This is a genomic window from Variovorax boronicumulans (assembly GCF_029892485.1).
GTDB lineage: Bacteria > Pseudomonadota > Gammaproteobacteria > Burkholderiales > Burkholderiaceae_C > Variovorax > Variovorax boronicumulans_B.
In genome coordinates this window covers 272,861-290,049 of the sequence record NZ_JARXVG010000006.1, presented here as the reverse complement: position 1 = coordinate 290,049, position 17,189 = coordinate 272,861, and the positions used below count along the sequence as shown (strand labels likewise).

Genomic DNA, 17,189 nt, shown 5'->3' with positions numbered 1-17,189 from the left:
TGCTCGCCAAGGAGACCGTCATGCATGCCCGCTCCACACTCATCGCCCTGGCCCTGCTCGCCGCGGGCGCCTCGGCGCAGGCCAACGACCTGCTCGACCAGCTGAAGGAAAAGGCCGGCGCGGCCGCCAGTTCGCAAGGCAGCAACCTCGGCTTCAAGATGCCCGCGCTCGGCTCCAGCACCATCGGCAGTGCCGCCGGCGTGCTGCAGTACTGCGTGAAGAACAACTACCTGGGCGGCGATGCGGCCTCGGTGAAAGACAAGCTGCTGGCCAAGATCACCGGACAGAAGCAGCAGGAAAAGAACTTCGAAAGCGGCGCGAAAGGCCTGCTGAAAGGCGGCGACGGCAAGACGCTCAACATGAAGATCCTGTCGTCGAAGGTCAAGGAAAAAGCCTGCGACTACGTCCTCAAGAACGCCACTTCGCTGATCTGACCTGACAGCGCCCCTGCATTGCCCCCGCGCGGCGCACCGCGCATGTGCTTGCCTGTTTCTCCCCGTGCGCCCGTAACGATTTCATGACCCCGGCTGCCTCCCCCTCTTCCCTGCGCCAGCGCCTCGCGCGCTGGGTTCCCTGTCTTGCATGGCCCCGCCCTTCCGCGGCGCTGTTGCGCAGCGAGGCGATGGCCGGCATCACCGTGGCGCTGATGGTCATTCCGCAAGGTGTGGCGTATGCGGCGCTGGCCGGCATGCCGCTCGTGACCGGCGTGTACGCGGCGCTGTTCCCGGCGCTGATCGCGGTGATGTTCAGTTCGTCGCAGCGGCTGTCGGTCGGGCCGACGGCGCTCACCAGCCTCTTGGTCGGCGCCTCGCTCGCGCCGCTCGCGGTGGCGGGCAGCGCCGAGTGGGTGGCGATGGCGGTGTGGCTCACGCTGATGTCCGGCGCCATCCAGATCGTGCTGGGCGCGGGGCGCTTCGGCTGGCTGCTGCGGCTGGTCAATTCACCGGTGCTGATCGGCTTCACGCAGGGTGCGGCGGTGCTCATCGCGATCTCGCAATTGCCTTCGCTGCTGGGCTTCACGGGGCGCACGATTCCCCAGGTGCTGCAGGGCGGGCCGCTGCCCGATCTCGTGGCCATCGCCTTCGGCCTGGGCAGCATCGCGGTGCTATGGCTGGGCAAGCGGCTGCTGCCGCGCTTCCCGACCACGATGGCACTGGTGGCCGGCGCGGCTGCCATCAGTTGGGGCATCAACTACGCCCTGCGTGGCGGCGCCGTGGTCGGCAGCCTGCCTTCGGGCCTGCCATCGTTCTACTGGCCCGGCCTGCTGCCGTTGAGCACCTTCAGCGCGCTGGTGCTGCCCGCATTGATGATCACGCTGGTGAGCTTCCTGGAGACCGCCTCCAGCGCCAAGGTCGACAACGCGCGCGCCGGCACGCTGTGGAACGAAAACCAGGACCTCATCGGCCAAGGCCTGGCCAAGCTGGCCTCGGGTTTCTCGGGCGCGTTCCCGACCAGCTCGTCGTTCTCGCGCTCGGCCATCACGCTCTATGCAGGCGCGCAGACCGGCTGGGCGACGCTCTTCAGCGTGGCGGTGGTGGCCGGTGCGCTGCTGTGGCTCATGCCGCTGCTCTATCACGTGCCGCAGGCGGTGCTGGCGGCCGTGGTGGTCACGGCCATCCTCGGGCTGGTGAAGCCCGCGAGTTTCACGGCGCTGTGGCGCATCTCGCGCATCGAGGCCGGCATCGCCTTCGGCACCTTCGTGCTGACCATCGCGACCGCGCCCAGCATCTACTGGGGCGTGCTCGGCGGGCTGCTCGCGAGCATGGCGCACTACATGTACCGCCACCTGCATCCGCGCATCATCGAGGTGGGCCTGCACCCCGACGGCAGCCTGCGCGACCGCAACCTCTGGAAGCTGCCGCCGCTCGCGCCGCGGCTCTATGCGCTGCGCATGGACGCCGAGCTCGACTTCGCCTCCGCCTCCACGCTCGAACGCGCGCTCACCGTCGCGCTGGCCGATCGCCCGGACCTCACCGACGTGTGCCTTTTCGCGCAGCCCATCAACCGCATCGACATCACCGGCGCCGAGGTGTTCGGCTCGATCCGCCGGATGATGGAATCCAAGGGCGTGCGCCTGCACCTGAGCGGCATGAAGCTGCCCGCCATGGAGGTGCTGGAACGCGCGGGCCTGCTCACGCCGGGGCCGATGCTCTTTTGCTACCGCACCGACGGTGAGGCGCTGGCTGCGCTGATGCCGCGCATCGAAGTGCCCGTCGAAGCCGAAACCGCAGGCTGAACCCGGCCCCATGAAAACCACCATCGAAGAACTCGTCGCGTTCCGCACGGTGGTGGACACCGGCTCGATCACCGCCGCGGCCGAGCAGCTCGGGCACACGGTCTCGGGCATCAGCCGCGCGCTGAGCCGGCTCGAACAGAAGCTGGACACCACACTGATGCGCCGCACCACGCGGCGCCTGGAACTCACCGAGGAAGGCGCGGCCTTCCTGCAGCGCACCCGCGCGATCCTCGATGCGATCGACGACGCCGAAGAGCAGATGGCCGCGCGCCGCGAACAACCCGCCGGGCGGCTGCGCGTGAACGCGGCCTCGCCCTTCATGCTGCACGCCATCGTGCCGCTGGTGCCCGAATTCCGAAAGCTCTATCCGCAGATCAGCCTGGAGCTGGACACCGACGACCTGCCCATCGACCTCCTGGAGCGGCGCACCGACATCGCGATCCGCATCGGCCCGCTGCGCGATTCCACGCTGCACGCGCGGCCGCTCGGCACGCACCGCCTGCGCGTGCTCGCGAGCCCGGCGTACCTCGAGGCGCACGGCAAGCCGCGCAAGGTGACGGATCTTGCCGATCACGCGCTGCTGGGCTTCACCCAGCCCGAGTCGCTCAACCGCTGGCCGCTGCGTGGCGAGAACGGCATCCACGGCGACGAATGGCCCATCGCGCCCACGCTCGCCGCGTCGAGCGGCGAAACGCTGCGCCAACTCGCGCTGGCCGGGGCGGGCATCGTGTGCCTGGCGGATTTCATGACCGCCGCCGACCGCGCGAGCGGCGCGTTGGTGCAGGTGCTGGCGAAGGAGACGGTGGATGTGCGCCAGCCGGTGAACGCGGTGTATTACCGCAACACGCAGCTGTCGGCGCGGATCACTTCGTTCCTGGACTTCCTTACGCAGCGAATGACCTGAGCGACAGCGCTCACACCTTCTCAATTCGGCCGTGCCGCGACGAAGCGCTCCACCGCCGCAGACTTGATCTCGTACCCACTCACGCCCATGTCCGCCGACGCATAGCGGGCCGCCTTCAGCACGCCGCTGACCTTGACCGTGTCCATCGCGTGCAAGCCCTTGAAGGCCTGGGCCGCGATGACATGCACGATCTGGTTGGCCGGTGGCGGCGGGGTGTGGATGCAGGCGCCGAAGTACGGCACGAGAAGGAATTCGCGGATGCCGTCCTGCGTGCTGTCCAGCGGCACGACAAAGCCCGAGAGCTTGGCCGCGGTGCCGTCGAGCGCCACGTTGACCGGCGCGTTGTCCCAGACCGCGCGCATCTCGTCGAGCATCTGGATCGCGCGCGGGTCGTTGTCGCGCAGCGCCTCGAGGCTGATGTTGCGGTAGCGCCTGGTCGGGTCCCAGCTCTTGGGGATGAGCTCATCCCAGTTGAGCTCCGGGGCGGCGGCTGCGCTCGCGCTCGTTGCGGCGGCCTGCGGGCTGCAGCCGGCCAGCAGCGCGGCAGCCGGCGCCAGGAGAAATGCCGACAGCAGGGCACGCGAAAAGAACCTTCTCATGAGCGCGATTTTGCTTGTGAGATGTTTCATTCCCGTAAAGCAGGGCCTTTGACACTCAATTCGTCGCAATTCACACAAATGGATGACGTCGCGCCAGAATGCCGCACCACGACAACGAGGAGATCCGCATGGCAGCGACAGGATGGCTGGGGCTCACGTCCCTCGGCTTGGTTCACACCGCGATCAGCCTGATCGCCGTCGTCGCGGGGCTCGTCGCCCTGCTGCGCTACAAGGAAATCACCCTGCGCACCGGCTGGGGCCAGGTCTTCGTCTGGACCACGGTGCTCACCTGCCTGACCGGCTTCGGCATCTTCCAGCACGGCGGCTTCGGCAAGCCGCACGCGCTGGGCATCATCACGCTGGTCGCGCTCGCGGTGGGTGCACTGGCCGGCCGGGGCAGCCTCGGCAAGAACTCGCGCTACATCGAGGCCATCGCCTATTCGGCCAGCTTTCTCTTCCACTGGATCCCGGCCTTCACCGAAACCCTGACCCGCCTGCCGCTGGGAGCGCCGCTGCTGCCGAGCGCCGAGGCGCCCGAACTCAAGGCGATCACCGCGGTGCTCGGCGCGCTGTACCTGGTCGGCGTGACGCTGCAGATCAAGCGGATGCGCGGCGACAAGCCGGTCAGTCCCGCACAGGTCCGCGCAGGTTCTTGATCTGCGAACGCTGGCTCTTGCCTTCGAGCCGGCGCTGCTTCGAACCGTAGGTGGGCTTGGTGGCACGCCGCACGCGCGGCGGCGTGGCGACGGTATCGATCACCGCCTGCAGGCGCGCGAGCGCATCGGCGCGGTTCATCTCCTGCGTGCGGTGCTGCTGCGCCTTGAGCACGAAGACGCCCTCCTGCGTGATGCGGCTGTCGCGCAGCGCGAGCAGCCGCTCCTTCACGTCGGCGGGCAACGAGCTAGCGGGGATGTCGTAGCGCAGGTGCACCGCGCTGGACACCTTGTTGACGTTCTGCCCGCCCGCGCCCTGCGCCCGGATGGCGCTGATCTCGACTTCGTCGGGATCGATCAGGAGGGGTGGGCGGAGCATGAAGGCGAGTGTGCCTTCAAACGCGTTCGGCGATGGCGGAGGCTCAGCCGCGCGAGACCGACTTCGGCGCGACGTCGGTCACATCGCTCACGCTGCCGCGGATGCGCTCCGGGCGCGCCACCGATTCACCACGCGCCCGCGCATTGGCCACATCCGCAGCGGTCGGTTCGGCGGGTTTTGCCGCATTGCGAAACCGGTCGAAGCCCGAGCGCGGATTGAAGCGTCCGCCCATCGACGCCATCCAGGGCGTCACCGGCTTGCCCGTGAGGCGCGCCCAGGCGTAGCGCACGCCCCACACGGCCGCCAGCAGCATGACCGCGACGGCCAGGCTGGCCGCGAAGACCAGCCCCAGGAGCAGAAGAATGACGCGAAGAATGAAGTTCATCATCCGACTTTAGGCCGAAGCCGCCGCCGTTGGTTCCCCGCCCTTGGTGAACGAGAACTGGCCTGGCGACCGGATCGGGTCGGTGTTGACATCGATCGTGTCCTTCGGCCCGAAGCTGCCGTCCAGCAGCAGCCGCGAGAGCGGGTTCTCGATGCGCTGCTGGATCGCACGCTTGAGCGGCCGCGCACCGAACACCGGGTCGAAGCCGACCTTGGCGATCTCGGCGAGCGCCGCGGGCGAGACCTCCAGGCCCAGGTCCATCTTCGCCAGACGCGCCTTGAGCACCTTCAGCTGGATCGCGGCGATCGATTCGATGTTCTTCGCGTCGAGCGCATGGAACACCACCGTCTCGTCGATGCGGTTCAGGAACTCGGGGCGGAAGTAGTTCTTCAGCTCGTCCCACACCGCTTCCTTGATCTCTTCCGAAGGCTTGCCCACCATGGCCTGGATGATGGGCGAGCCGATGTTGCTCGTCATCACGATCACGGTGTTCTTGAAGTCCACGGTGCGGCCCTGGCCGTCGGTCAGGCGTCCATCGTCGAGCACCTGCAGCAGCACGTTGAACACGTCGGGGTGCGCCTTCTCGACCTCGTCGAGCAGCACCACGCTGTAAGGCTTGCGGCGCACGGCCTCGGTGAGGTAGCCGCCCTCTTCATAGCCCACGTAGCCCGGCGGCGCGCCGATGAGGCGGGCGACCGAATGCTTCTCCATGAACTCGCTCATGTCGATGCGGATCAGGTGGTCTTCGCTGTCGAACATGAAGCCCGCGAGCGCCTTGCACAGCTCGGTCTTGCCCACACCCGTGGGGCCGAGGAACAGGAACGAGCCCGTGGGGCGGTTCGGGTCCGACAGGCCCGAGCGCGAGCGGCGGATCGCGTTGGCGACCGCACCGATGGCTTCGTCCTGGCCGACCACGCGCTCGTGCAGCTTGTCTTCCATCACGAGCAGCTTGTCGCGCTCGCCCTGCATCAGCTTGGCGACCGGAATGCCGGTGGCGCGCGCCACGACCTCGGCGATTTCTTCGGCGCCGACCTGCGTGCGCAGCAACGTGGGCGCGCTGGACTTGCCCTTGTTCGCCTCATTGGCCTCGGCTTCCTTCAGGCGCTTTTCGAGCGCGGGCAGCTGGCCGTATTGAAGCTCGGCAAGCTTGTTGAAGTCGCCCTTGCGCTCCCATTCCTTGATCTCGGTCTTGAGCTTCTCGATTTCCTCGCGGATGTGCGCGCTGCCCTGGGCCTGGGCCTTCTCGGCCTGCCAAATCTCGTCGTAGTCGGCGATTTCCTTCTGCAGCTTCGCGATCTCGTCCTCGATGAGGGCGAAGCGCTTCTGCGAGGACTCGTCCTTTTCGCGGCGCACGGCCTCGCGCTCGATCTGCAGCTGGATCAGGCGGCGGTCCAGGCGGTCCATGACCTCGGGCTTGGAGTCCATCTCGATCTTGATCTTGGCCGCGGCCTCGTCGATCAGGTCGATGGCCTTGTCGGGCAGGAAACGGTCGGTGATGTAGCGGTCACTCAGTTCTGCCGCGGCCACGATGGCCGGGTCGGTGATCTGCACGCCGTGGTGCACTTCGTACTTCTCCTGCAAGCCGCGCAGGATGGCGATGGTGGCCTCCACGCTCGGCTCGCCCACGATGATCTTCTGGAAGCGGCGCTCCAGGGCAGCATCTTTCTCGATGTACTTGCGGTATTCGTCCAGCGTGGTGGCGCCCACGCAATGCAGTTCGCCGCGCGCGAGTGCGGGCTTGAGCATGTTGCCCGCGTCCATCGCGCCCTCGGCCTTGCCGGCGCCGACCATGGTGTGCAGCTCGTCGATGAAGACGATGGTCTGGCCTTCGTCCTTCGCGAGTTCGTTGAGCACGGTCTTCAGGCGCTCCTCGAACTCGCCGCGAAATTTGGCGCCGGCCAGCAGCGAAGCCATGTCGAGCGACAACACGCGCTTGCCCTTGAGCGAATCGGGCACCTCGCCCGCGACGATGCGCTGCGCGAGGCCTTCGACGATGGCGGTCTTGCCCACGCCGGGTTCGCCGATGAGCACGGGGTTGTTCTTGGTACGGCGTTGCAGCACCTGGATGGCACGGCGGATTTCCTCGTCGCGGCCGATGACCGGATCGAGCTTGCCGAGACGCGCGCGCTCGGTCAGGTCCATGGTGTGTTTCTTGAGCGCTTCGCGCTGGCCTTCGGCATCGGCGCTGTTCACGCCCTGCCCGCCGCGCACGGCGTCGATGGCCGATTCGAGCGACTTGCGGCTCAGGCCGTTCTCCTTCGCGATCCTGCCGATGTCGGACTTGCTGTCGGCCACGGCCAGGAGGAAAAGTTCGCCGGCAACGAATTGGTCATTGCGCTTGATGGCTTCCTTCTCGGTGGCCTGCAGCAGCTTGCCCAGGTCGGGGCCGACCTGCACGATGTCGTGGCCCTGCACCTGCGGCAGCTTCTTGATGGCAGCCTCGGCCGCCTGCAAGAGACCCGGCACATTGACCCCGGCACGCTCCAGCAGGGCGCGGGGGCCGTCGTCCTGGCGCAGCATCGCGACCAGCAGGTGGGCCGGTTCGATGTAGGCGTTGTCGTTGCCGAGCGCCAGCGTCTGCGCGTCGCTCAGCGCTTCCTGAAATTTGGTGGTGAGTTTGTCTTGTCGCATGGTGGTATTCCTGCTTCCAAAATAGGGCCGTTCGGGCACGATTCAAGGTTGCAAACCGGACTCGCGCCGTGGGCACGGGTATTGCACGGTGCCTCGTACCTTATTGCCGTAGGCATTTCTCTCTCTCGAATGGAGTCGATCATGGTTTTTTCAACGCAGCGCGTTCAGCCGGTCCGCCGGGCGATCAGCGCCGGCCTCTTTCTAGCCGCCCTGGGCCTGTCCGGCCTTGCGCAGGCGCAAGGCGCCACCCCCATTCGCCTGCTCGTGGGCTTTCCGGCCGGCGCGGGTACCGATGCCATTGCACGCACGCTGGGCGAAAAGCTCAAGGACGTGCTGGGCGTGCCGGTGGTGGTGGAGAACCGCGGCGGCGCGGGCGGGCAGATTGCCGCAACGGTGCTGAAGTCGTCGCCTGCCGACGGACACACGCTGTTCCTCTCGCACGACCACACCATCTCGATCCTGCCGCAGGTGGTCAAGAACCCCGGCTTCAACCCCGCCACCGATTTCGTGCCCGTGGCCGGTTTCGCCACCTTCGCCAACGTGCTGGCTGTCTCGGGCGGCACGCCGGCCAAGAGCATCGACGAGTACGTGAAGTGGGTCCGCACGCAGCGCGATGGCAAGGAGACCATCGGCATCCCGGCGCCGGCTTCGATCCCCGAATTCCTCGTGAAGATGATCTCGGACAAGTACAAGATCGACGTGCAGCCCGCGCCCTACCGCGGCAGCGCGCCCATGGTGGCCGACATGCTGGGCAACCAGATCACCGCGGGCATCGCCTCGGTGCCGGACTTCATCGAGAACCACAAGGCGGGCAAGGTGCGCATCGTGGCCTCCATCGGCGCCAAGCGCCAGGCGGTGCTGCCGAACGTGCCGACCTTCACCGAGCTGGGCTTCTCGAACCTGGAAGACCTGCCCTACTACGGCATCTTCGCGCCCGTGGGCACGCCGCAGCCGATCATCGACAAGTACGGCGATGCGCTTCAGAAAGTGCTGGCGATGCCGGATGTGAAGCAGAAGCTGACGACGATGGGCCTCACGGTCGGCTATGAGCCGCAGGGGCAGTTCGCAGGCCGCGTGCGCACTTACACGCAGACCTGGGAACGGATCATCCAGGCCAGCGGCTTCAAGCCGCTTTAAGCGTTCGGGGCAGAGATGCCCCAGCGCGCCAACGCGGCGTCGTCGCTGACGCGCGCATCGACCCAACGGGCGCCTTCGGGCGTCTGTTCTTTTTTCCAGAACGGGGCTTGGGTCTTCAGGTAGTCCATCAGGAACTCGCAGGCCTCGAAGCTCTGGCCGCGGTGGGCCGAGACGACCGCCACCATCATGATCTGGTCGAGCGGCTGCAGGAGGCCCACGCGGTGGATCACGCGGGCGCCGAGGATGTCGAAGCGCTTGTGCGCCTCGTCGATCATGGCCTCGATGGCTTTCTCGGTCATGCCGGGGTAGTGCTCCAGTTCCATGGAGGCGACGGTGCTGCCGTCGTTGCGATCCCGCACGGTGCCGATGAAGCTGCAGACCGCGCCCACGCGCTTGTCGCCCGCACGCAACGTGGCGAGCTCCTGGCTCAAGTCGAAATCGGCTGTCTGGATCGAAACACGCGCAACGCTCATGTCCGGATTGTGGCATCGCGATAGACTGCGCCCATGCCTTGCCTCGCCACGTTCGCCACGGTGCTTTCGCACCCGGGGAGCCGTTGCGCGCGACAAGGCAGCAAAGCCAAAAAACCAAAGCTCGTCTGACCGGAGCTGCGGTTCCGTCGTCGGATGAGCGACGGAGCCTGCCAAGAGGCTTTGACCCCAGCATGGTTGTGCGCGCATCGGACGGTGGTTCTTTCCATCGGTTGATTCCTGAAAGGAAACCTGCGTGCCACAACAACCATCCGCCTCCCCTGCCCCCGATTTCTCGGGCCTCTGGATTCCGCTCGTCACGCCGTTCCGGGACGGCGCGGTCGACCATGACGCGCTCGCCGCACTGACCCGCCGCCTTGCCGCCGAGGGCGTGGCCGGCTTCGTGGTCTGCGGCTCGACCGGCGAGGCCGCCGCGCTCGACGAGACGGAACAACTGGCTTCGCTCGATACCGTGCTGGCAGCCGCCGGCGGCCTGCCGGTGGTCATGGGCCTCTCGGGCTACCACTTGGGCAAGACGACGGCCTGGGTGCGCAAGCTTTCGGAACGGCCGCTGGCGGGTCTTCTGGTCCCCGCGCCGCACTACATCCGCCCTTCGCAGGCGGGGTTGCTCGAATGGTTCCGTGCGATTGCCGATGCGAGCGCGGTACCGGTGCTGATCTACGACATCCCCTACCGCACCGGCGCCACCCTCACCCGCGAAACGCTGCTGGCGCTGGCGGCACACCCGCGCATCCAGGGCATCAAGGACTGCGGCGGCGACATGGCCAAGACGCGCACCCTGATCGCCGATGGCCGGCTGCAGGTGCTGTCGGGCGAAGACCACCAGATTTTCTCGACGGTGGCCGAAGGCGGCGTGGGCGCTATCGCAGCGAGCGGGCATGTACAGACGAAGCGCTTCGTGCAGGTACTGCGCCTCCTGGCCGACAACCGCGTCGCCGAGGCCCGCGCCGAATGGCAACCGCTGCAGCCGCTGATCGAGATGCTGTTCGCCGAAGCTAACCCCGGCCCATTGAAGGCGCTGCTGGCCCACGGCGGCACGATGCGCGACGAGTTGCGCTCGCCGATGACCCGCGCCTCCGACGACCTGCGCGAGCGCCTGGTGGCGCTGGACGCGCGCCTCAGCCGCCCGTAACCGGCGGGAAGAACGCGACTTCGCAGCCTTCGTGCAGGGCCGCGGCTTCGTCGCTCATGACCTGATCGAGCGCCATGCGCACCGCCTTGCCGCGCGCGAGGGCGGTGGCGTGTGCACCGCCGCGTGCGATGAGTTCGTCGCGCAGCGCAGCGAGCGTTTCGGCGCGGGTGTCGACGGTTTCACCGCTCGTGGAGAGCGCCTCGCGCACCGAGGCGAAATAACGGATCTGGACCTTCATGGGCGTATCAGGCAAGCAGCGAGGCGAAGGGAATGAAGTTCACGGTGTCGCCGGACTTGATCGTCCGGCCCGAGGGGTTGTCGACCACGCCGTCGCCCCAGACCATCGAGGTCAGCACGCCCGAACTCTGGTTGGCGAACAGGTCGAGCCCGCCCGCCGCGTTGCGCCGTGCGCGGAGGAACTCGCGGCGCTTGTCTGCGCGCGGCCAGTCGAAATCAGCGCGCATCTGCACGGCCTCGGGCGTCACGCGATCGGCGCCCTGCAGCGTCAACAGGAAGGGGCGCACGAGCATCAGGAAGGTCAGGAAGCTCGACACCGGATTGCCGGGCAACCCCGTGACATGGCACACGCCCTGCCCGTTGCTGCGCGCAATGGAGCCATAAGCGAAAGGCTTGCCGGGCTTCATCGACAGCGACCACAGCTGCAGTTCGCCGAGCGTCTGCAGCGCGGCGCGAATGTGGTCTTCCTCGCCGACGGAGACTCCACCGGTCGTGATGATCACGTCGCTGGTCTCGGCCGCGTCGCGCAATGCCGCGATGGTGGTCTCGCGGTTGTCGGGCACGATGCCCAGGTCGTTCACCTCGCAGCCCAGCCTGTGCAGCAAGGCGCGCATGAAGAAACGGTTGGAGTTGTAGATCGCGCCGGGCTTCATCGCGTCGGGCGCGACCTCGCCGGGCATCACCAGCTCGTCGCCGGTGGAGAGCATGGCCACGCGCGGCTTGCGGGCAACCTGCAGCTTATGGAAGCCGACGCTGGCCGCAAGGCCGAGCGCCGCGGGCGTGAGGCGTTCGCCCTTCTTCAAGACGATGTCGCCGGAGGCCACATCCTCGCCCGCGCGTCGAACCCATTGACCGGCCACCGGAACGATCGCGATACGCACCGAGCCCAGGCCGCCTTCCTGCGGCGTGGCGGTGGTGTCTTCCTGCATCACGACGGCGTCGGCGCCCTCGGGAATCTGCGCGCCGGTGAAGATGCGCGCCGCGGTGCCGGCCGCGAGCGGCGTGCCGACTGTGCCGGCGGGAATGCGCTGCGTCACCTGAAGCTCGGCGCCGGGCATGGCGCAATCGGCCGCACGCACCGCGTAGCCGTCCATCGCACTGTTGTCGCGCGGCGGCACGGTGAGGCCGGAGACCAGGTCCTGCGCGAGCACCCGGCCATCGGCCTCGAAAGTGACGACGCTTTCGTCGGCAAGCTTCGGCACCGCCTTGGCCAGCAATTGCGCGATGGCCTCGTCCAGCGGCATCAGCGGGGGCCGCGCGTTGGACGCGGAGAACGGAACGGGTGTGTCAGCCATGGTGTTCCGGGTTGTACTCGAAGCGCTCGCCATGGGCGATGAGCCACTGCGCGATGGCCTCGGCGTCATTGAGGTCGAACAGTGGCCGCTCGGTGGGGGCCGGGAGGCTGTCGGGTGCGTCCGTGGCGATGGCGGTGACGAACGGGTCATCCGTGTAGAGCACGGGCCTCGACGGCTCGCTCGCCCCGGGCTGACGCCAGACCTCGATCTTGGGCACATCGGTGTGCCGGAATCCCTCGACCAGCACCCAGTCGGCGGCCGAATGCAGCTCGGCCAGCAGCTGGTGCACATCGAGTTCGACCGGGGTTTCGAACTCGCGCATCAGCGCCAGTCGCTTGTCGGAGGCGACAACCACCTCGAAGGCGCCCGCCTCGCGGTGGCGCCAGGTGTCCTTGCCGGGATGGTCGATGTCGAACTTGTGGTGCGCATGCTTGACCACGGAGACGCGCTTGCCGAACCGCTTGAGCACGGGAATCAGCTTTTCGACCAGCGTGGTCTTGCCCGCGCCCGAATAGCCAGCGAACCCGACGACCTTCATGCCGGATGGCTCGATGTGTCAGTCACAGTTCTGGGCGATGTAGGCCTTGACGGCCTCCGCGTCCGCCGGCAGCTTGACCACGCGCTTGGGCAGCGCCTCGATGCCTTCGAACTTCGCGGGCCGGTCCGGTTCGTGGCCCAGCGCTTCGACGATCGTGGCGGCGAACTTGATCGGCAGCGCCGTTTCGAGCACCACCATCGGCACGCCGGGCACGAGGAATTCGCGCGCGGACTTCAGGCCGTCGGCCGTGTGAGGATCGACCAGCGTGGCAAAGCGCTTCTCGGTGTCGCGGATGGTGGCCAGGCGGTCGGCGTGCGTGCTGCGGCTGCTCTTGAAACCGAAGCGTTCGGCAGCCTGCTTGAAGGCCGGGTCGGCGCTCAGGTCGAAGCGGCCTTCCAGCCCCAGGTCTTCCACGAACAGCTTGCGCAGCTTGCCCGCATCGCGGCCCACGAGGTCGAAGACGAAACGCTCGAAGTTGCTGGCCTTGCTGATGTCCATCGAGGGGCTGGAGGTCTCGTGCGTGTCGGCGGCGCTGCGCACGCGGTAGATGCCGGTGCGGAAGAACTCGTCGAGCACATTGTTCTCGTTGGTGGCGACCACCAGCGTCTGGATGGGCAGGCCCATCATGCGGGCCACGTGGCCCGCGCAGACGTTGCCGAAGTTGCCCGAGGGCACGGTGAAGCTCACCGGCTTGTCGTTGCTGGCCGTCGCCTGGAAGTAGCCCGCGAAGTAGTAGACGACCTGCGCGAGCAGCCGCGCCCAGTTGATCGAGTTGACCGTGCCGATGCGGTACTTGCGCTTGAAGCCCAGGTCGTTGGACACCGCCTTCACGATGTCCTGGCAGTCGTCGAACACGCCGGTGATGGCGATGTTGTGGATGTTCTCGTCCTGCAGACTGAACATCTGTGCCTGCTGGAACGGGCTCATGCGGCCGTCCGGCGAGGTCATGAAGACGCGCACGCCCTTCTTGCCGCGCATGGCGTATTCGGCCGCGCTGCCGGTGTCGCCGCTGGTGGCGCCCAGGATGTTGAGCTCCGCGCCGCGGCGGGCCAGTTCGTACTCGAACAGGTTGCCCAGGAGCTGCATCGCCATGTCCTTGAAGGCCAGCGTCGGGCCGTTGGACAGGGCTTCGATGTACACGCCGTCTTCGAGCTCGCGCAGCGGCACGATCTCGTCGGTGCCGAACACTTCGGCGGTGTAGGTCTTGGCGCAGATCGCCTTCAGGTCGGTGGGTGCGATGTCGTCGATGTAGAGCGAGAGGATCTCGAAGGCCAGCTCGGCATAGGGCAGATCGCGCCACTTCGCGAGCGTGGCGGTATCGACCTGCGGGTACTTCTCGGGCAGATACAGGCCGCCATCGGGCGCGAGGCCTTCGAGCAGGATTTCGCAGAAGCGCTTGCGGTCCGGGTGGCCGCGGGTGCTCAGGTAGTTCACTTCAACTCTTCCTTGCGGATGCGCACGATGGGTTCGAGCACGGTGGGCAGTGCCTGCAGTTCGGCCAGCACGTCGTCGACCGTGCCTTCGCGCGCGTCGTGCGTGAGGATGATGAGGTCGGTCTGCGTGGAGCCCTCGCCGCCCACTTCGTCGGCTTCGCGCTGCAGCACCGCGTCGATGCTGATGCCGGCGGTGGCCAGCAGGCCCGTGACCTTGGCGAGCACGCCGGCCTGGTCGGCCACGCGCAGGCGCAGGTAGTAGCTGGTGACCACCTCGGCCATCGGCAGCACCTTCAGGTCGCTCATCGCGTCGGGGTGGAAGGCCAGGTGCGGCACGCGGTGCGCGGCGTCGGCCGTGTGCAGGCGGGTGATGTCGACCAGGTCGGCGATCACGGCGCTCGCGGTCGGCTCGCTGCCGGCGCCCTTGCCGTAGTAGAGCGTGGTGCCGACGGCGTCGCCGTGCACGACCACCGCGTTCATCGCGCCTTCGACGTTGGCCAGCAGGCGCTTGGCCGGCACGAGAGACGGGTGAACGCGCAACTCAATGCCCTTGGCCGTGCGCTTGGTGATGCCCAGCAGCTTGATGCGGTAGCCGAGCTGCTCGGCGTACTTGATGTCCTGCGCGGCGAGCTTGGTGATGCCCTCGATGTGGGCCTTGTCGAACTGCACCGGAATGCCGAACGCGATGGCGCTCATCAGCGTGACCTTGTGACCGGCGTCGACGCCCTCGATGTCGAAGGTCGGGTCGGCTTCGGCATAGCCCAGGCGCTGGGCTTCCTTGAGCACGGTGGCGAAGTCCAGGCCCTTGTCGCGCATCTCGGAGAGGATGAAGTTGGTCGTGCCGTTGATGATGCCCGCCACCCACTGGATGCTGTTGGCCGTGAGGCCTTCGCGCAGCGCCTTGATGATCGGGATGCCGCCGGCCACCGCCGCCTCGAAAGCCACCATCACGCCCTTGGCATGCGCGGCCGCGAAGATCTCGGTGCCGTGCACCGCAAGCAGCGCCTTGTTGGCCGTGACCACGTGCTTGCCGGCCGCGATGGCTTCAAGCACCAGCTGTTTCGCGACGCCGTAGCCGCCGATCAGCTCGATGACGATGCCGATGTCGGGGTTGGCGATGATTTCGCGCGCATCGGCCACCACCTTGACGCCTTCGCCCGCCACTTCGCGGGCGCGGGCGGTGTCCAGGTCGGCCACCATGGTGATCTCGATGCCTCGGCCGGCGCGGCGCTTGATTTCTTCCTGGTTGCGCTGGAGCACCTTGAAGGTGCCGCTGCCGACCGTGCCTGCGCCGAGCAGGCCTACTTGGATGGGTTTCATTGAGAGGGTCGCGCTCATGGCGTTCATGGTTTGAATGGGGGCAGCCTTCAGGAAGCGCCGGCAAGGCAACGGCACATGCCGCCGCCAGCAGATTTCACAGTCCCGTCTTGCGGCGCAAGCGGTACTGCTCCAGGAACTTCGCGATGCGGTTGATGGCCTCGCGCAGGTCGTCTTCGTGGGGCAGGAACACGATGCGGAAGTGGTCCGGCGTGGCCCAGTTGAAGCCGGTGCCCTGCACCAGCATCACGCGGGTCTCCTTCAGCAGTTCGAGGAAGAACTGGCGGTCGTCCGTGATCGGGTAGACCTCGGGATCGAGCCTCGGAAACATGTAGAGCGCGGCGCTGGGCTTGACGCAGGTCACGCCCGGGATGGCGGTGATCAGCTCGTAGGCCAGGTCGCGCTGGCGGCGCAGGCGCCCGCCGTCGCAGACCAGGTCGTTGATGCTCTGGTAGCCGCCCAGGGCTGTCTGGATGGCCCACTGGCCCGGCACGTTGGCGCACAGGCGCATGTTCGAGAGCATGTTGAGGCCCTCGATGTAGTCCTGCGCGGCGCGCTTGTCGCCGGAAACAACCAGCCAGCCGGCGCGGTAGCCGCACGAGCGATAACTCTTGGAAAGCGAATTGAAGGTGAGCGTGAGCACGTCGGTCGACAGGCTGGCGATGGCGGTGTGCTTGACGCCGTCATACAGGACCTTGTCGTAGACCTCGTCGGCGAAGATCACGAGGCTGTGTTCGCGGGCGATGGCCACGATGCTCTTGAGCAGCTCGTCGGAATAGAGCGCGCCGGTCGGGTTGTTGGGGTTGATGACCACGATGCCCTTGGTGCGGGGCGTGATCTTGGCGCGGATGTCGTCCAGGTTGGGCATCCAGCCGTTGGCCTCGTCGCAGAGGTAATGCACCGGGGTGCCGCCCGACAGGCTGGTGGAGGCGGTCCACAGGGGGTAGTCGGGGGCCGGCAGCAGCAGCTCGTCGCCATCGTCCAGCAGCGCGTTCGTGGACATGGCGATCAGCTCGCTGGCGCCGTTACCCAGGTAGATGTCGTCCAGCGTGACGCCGGCAATGCCCTGCTTCTGTGTCTCGTGCATCACCGCCTTGCGCGCGGCGAAGACGCCCTTGCTGTCCGAATAGCCCGCCGAATTCGGCAGGTTGCGGATCATGTCCTGCTGGATTTCCTCGGGCGCATCGAAGCCGAACACGGCGAGATTGCCGATATTGAGCTTGATGATCTTCTGGCCGTCCTCTTCCATCTGCTTGGCGGCGTCCATGATGGGACCGCGGATGTCGTAGAGGACGTTGGCCAGCTTGGCCGATTTCTTGAGCTGCTTCAAAGGGCCCTCCCGGGCGGGTTTACTCGAAGTCAAAGGCCCCTGCAGGCCTCGTGTCACTGGGGAAAACCTATAATTTGACCACAGTTCCCAGTGACCAGATGAAGCTCCAGCCCGACAAATCCGACGCCCAGTCCCTCACCGCACACGGCCCCGGCTGGGTCGCGATCAACAACGAAAAGGTCGAGGGCAGCGTGGTTGTCGGCTCGCGCGGCGAGCGTTTCGCATGGAACTGCACCCGTTTCGACGAACTCGGCCCGGAACATTTCGCGCAACTTGCCGAATTGGGCGCCGAATTGATCATCTTTGGCAGCGGAACCCGCATCCGCTTCCCGCAGCCCGCATGGCTGCGCCCCCTGATGGCGCAGCGCACCGGCGTGGAAACCATGGACACCCCTGCGGCCTGCCGGACATACAACATCCTGGCCGGCGAAGGCAGGCACGTGATCGCCGCGCTGCTGATCGAGAGCCCGTCACCTGACTGAGAGGGTATTT

18 protein-coding genes are annotated in these 17,189 nt (G+C 66.9%); 7 read left to right on the top strand and 11 right to left on the bottom strand.

From position 1 onward, the window contains the following. The first annotated feature begins 20 nt into the window (after positions 1 to 20). The 3 genes from M2282_RS16665 (at position 21) to M2282_RS16655 (ending at position 3,140) form a co-directional block, all read left to right on the top strand. The gene (locus M2282_RS16665) at positions 21 to 434 is read left to right on the top strand and encodes a DUF2501 domain-containing protein (RefSeq protein WP_280809891.1); all 414 of its coding nucleotides are present in this window, start codon (positions 21 to 23) and stop codon (positions 432 to 434) included. 83 nt (positions 435 to 517) lie between these two features. After that, positions 518 to 2,236, top strand: a complete 1,719-nt coding sequence (locus M2282_RS16660; RefSeq protein WP_280809890.1) for a SulP family inorganic anion transporter — start codon at positions 518 to 520, stop codon at positions 2,234 to 2,236. A 10-nt stretch (positions 2,237 to 2,246) separates the two neighbouring features. Next, the gene (locus M2282_RS16655) at positions 2,247 to 3,140 is read left to right on the top strand and encodes a LysR family transcriptional regulator (RefSeq protein ID WP_280809889.1); all 894 of its coding nucleotides are present in this window, start codon (positions 2,247 to 2,249) and stop codon (positions 3,138 to 3,140) included. A gap of 20 nt (positions 3,141 to 3,160) precedes the next feature. Here the strand turns inward: M2282_RS16655 and M2282_RS16650 are convergent, their stop codons facing one another. Further along, on the bottom strand, positions 3,161 to 3,739 hold the full coding sequence (locus tag M2282_RS16650) for a DUF3299 domain-containing protein (protein ID WP_280809888.1): 579 nt from the start codon (positions 3,737 to 3,739) through the stop codon (positions 3,161 to 3,163). A gap of 128 nt (positions 3,740 to 3,867) precedes the next feature. Between M2282_RS16650 and M2282_RS16645 the strand changes: the two genes are divergently transcribed. Continuing rightward, positions 3,868 to 4,395 carry a hypothetical protein gene (locus M2282_RS16645; RefSeq protein ID WP_280809887.1) on the top strand — a complete coding sequence of 176 codons (528 nt, stop codon included), beginning with the start codon at positions 3,868 to 3,870 and terminating at the stop codon, positions 4,393 to 4,395. Here the strand turns inward: M2282_RS16645 and arfB are convergent. The 3 genes from arfB to clpB are packed head-to-tail and all read right to left on the bottom strand — an operon-like array spanning position 4,364 to position 7,787. Beyond that, positions 4,364 to 4,771, bottom strand: coding sequence for an alternative ribosome rescue aminoacyl-tRNA hydrolase ArfB (gene arfB / locus M2282_RS16640; protein ID WP_280809886.1), 408 nt, complete (start codon positions 4,769 to 4,771; stop codon positions 4,364 to 4,366). The genes M2282_RS16645 and arfB overlap by 32 nt on opposite strands. A gap of 43 nt (positions 4,772 to 4,814) precedes the next feature. Next, complete coding sequence (locus M2282_RS16635; RefSeq protein WP_432422908.1) at positions 4,815 to 5,156, bottom strand: hypothetical protein; 342 nt, start codon at positions 5,154 to 5,156, stop codon at positions 4,815 to 4,817. Positions 5,157 to 5,165: 9 nt separating this feature from the next. Then, positions 5,166 to 7,787, bottom strand: coding sequence for an ATP-dependent chaperone ClpB (clpB, locus tag M2282_RS16630; RefSeq protein ID WP_280809883.1), 2,622 nt, complete (start codon positions 7,785 to 7,787; stop codon positions 5,166 to 5,168). A 141-nt stretch (positions 7,788 to 7,928) separates the two neighbouring features. Between clpB and M2282_RS16625 the strand changes: the two genes are divergently transcribed. Next, positions 7,929 to 8,924 (top strand): Bug family tripartite tricarboxylate transporter substrate binding protein, encoded by a 996-nt coding sequence (locus tag M2282_RS16625; protein ID WP_280809882.1) that lies wholly within the window; start codon positions 7,929 to 7,931, stop codon positions 8,922 to 8,924. Here M2282_RS16625 and M2282_RS16620 read toward each other — a convergent pair. Next, on the bottom strand, positions 8,921 to 9,397 hold the full coding sequence (locus M2282_RS16620) for a molybdenum cofactor biosynthesis protein MoaE (RefSeq protein WP_042579522.1): 477 nt from the start codon (positions 9,395 to 9,397) through the stop codon (positions 8,921 to 8,923). The two genes, M2282_RS16625 and M2282_RS16620, sit on opposite strands and share 4 nt — an antisense overlap. Before the next feature lie 253 nt (positions 9,398 to 9,650). Between M2282_RS16620 and dapA the strand changes: the two genes are divergently transcribed. Beyond that, positions 9,651 to 10,547 carry a 4-hydroxy-tetrahydrodipicolinate synthase gene (dapA, locus tag M2282_RS16615; protein WP_280809881.1) on the top strand — a complete coding sequence of 299 codons (897 nt, stop codon included), beginning with the start codon at positions 9,651 to 9,653 and terminating at the stop codon, positions 10,545 to 10,547. On the opposite strand, the gene moaD is transcribed toward dapA, so the two are convergent. From moaD to M2282_RS16585, 6 genes are all read right to left on the bottom strand, one after another. Further along, complete coding sequence (gene moaD, locus M2282_RS16610) at positions 10,534 to 10,785, bottom strand: molybdopterin converting factor subunit 1 (RefSeq protein WP_280809880.1); 252 nt, start codon at positions 10,783 to 10,785, stop codon at positions 10,534 to 10,536. The genes dapA and moaD overlap by 14 nt on opposite strands. Before the next feature lie 7 nt (positions 10,786 to 10,792). Then, positions 10,793 to 12,079: a molybdopterin molybdotransferase MoeA gene (locus tag M2282_RS16605; RefSeq protein WP_280809879.1), complete on the bottom strand. Its 1,287-nt coding sequence runs from the start codon at positions 12,077 to 12,079 to the stop codon at positions 10,793 to 10,795. After that, entirely contained in the window at positions 12,072 to 12,617 is a 546-nt protein-coding gene (mobB, locus tag M2282_RS16600; RefSeq protein ID WP_280809878.1) for a molybdopterin-guanine dinucleotide biosynthesis protein B, read from the bottom strand. The genes M2282_RS16605 and mobB overlap by 8 nt, the downstream gene beginning before the upstream one ends. An 18-nt stretch (positions 12,618 to 12,635) precedes the next feature. Next, positions 12,636 to 14,051 carry a threonine synthase gene (gene thrC, locus M2282_RS16595; protein WP_280809877.1) on the bottom strand — a complete coding sequence of 472 codons (1,416 nt, stop codon included), beginning with the start codon at positions 14,049 to 14,051 and terminating at the stop codon, positions 12,636 to 12,638. Continuing rightward, positions 14,048 to 15,370: a homoserine dehydrogenase gene (locus tag M2282_RS16590; protein WP_280809876.1), complete on the bottom strand. Its 1,323-nt coding sequence runs from the start codon at positions 15,368 to 15,370 to the stop codon at positions 14,048 to 14,050. Before M2282_RS16590 ends, thrC begins: the two co-directional genes overlap by 4 nt. A 94-nt stretch (positions 15,371 to 15,464) precedes the next feature. Then, positions 15,465 to 16,697 (bottom strand): pyridoxal phosphate-dependent aminotransferase, encoded by a 1,233-nt coding sequence (locus tag M2282_RS16585; RefSeq protein ID WP_280809875.1) that lies wholly within the window; start codon positions 16,695 to 16,697, stop codon positions 15,465 to 15,467. A 98-nt stretch (positions 16,698 to 16,795) separates the two neighbouring features. On the opposite strand from M2282_RS16585, the gene M2282_RS16580 reads away from it, so the two are divergent. After that, on the top strand, positions 16,796 to 17,179 hold the full coding sequence (locus M2282_RS16580; RefSeq protein ID WP_280809874.1) for an Mth938-like domain-containing protein: 384 nt from the start codon (positions 16,796 to 16,798) through the stop codon (positions 17,177 to 17,179). The last annotated feature ends 10 nt before the right edge of the window (positions 17,180 to 17,189 follow it).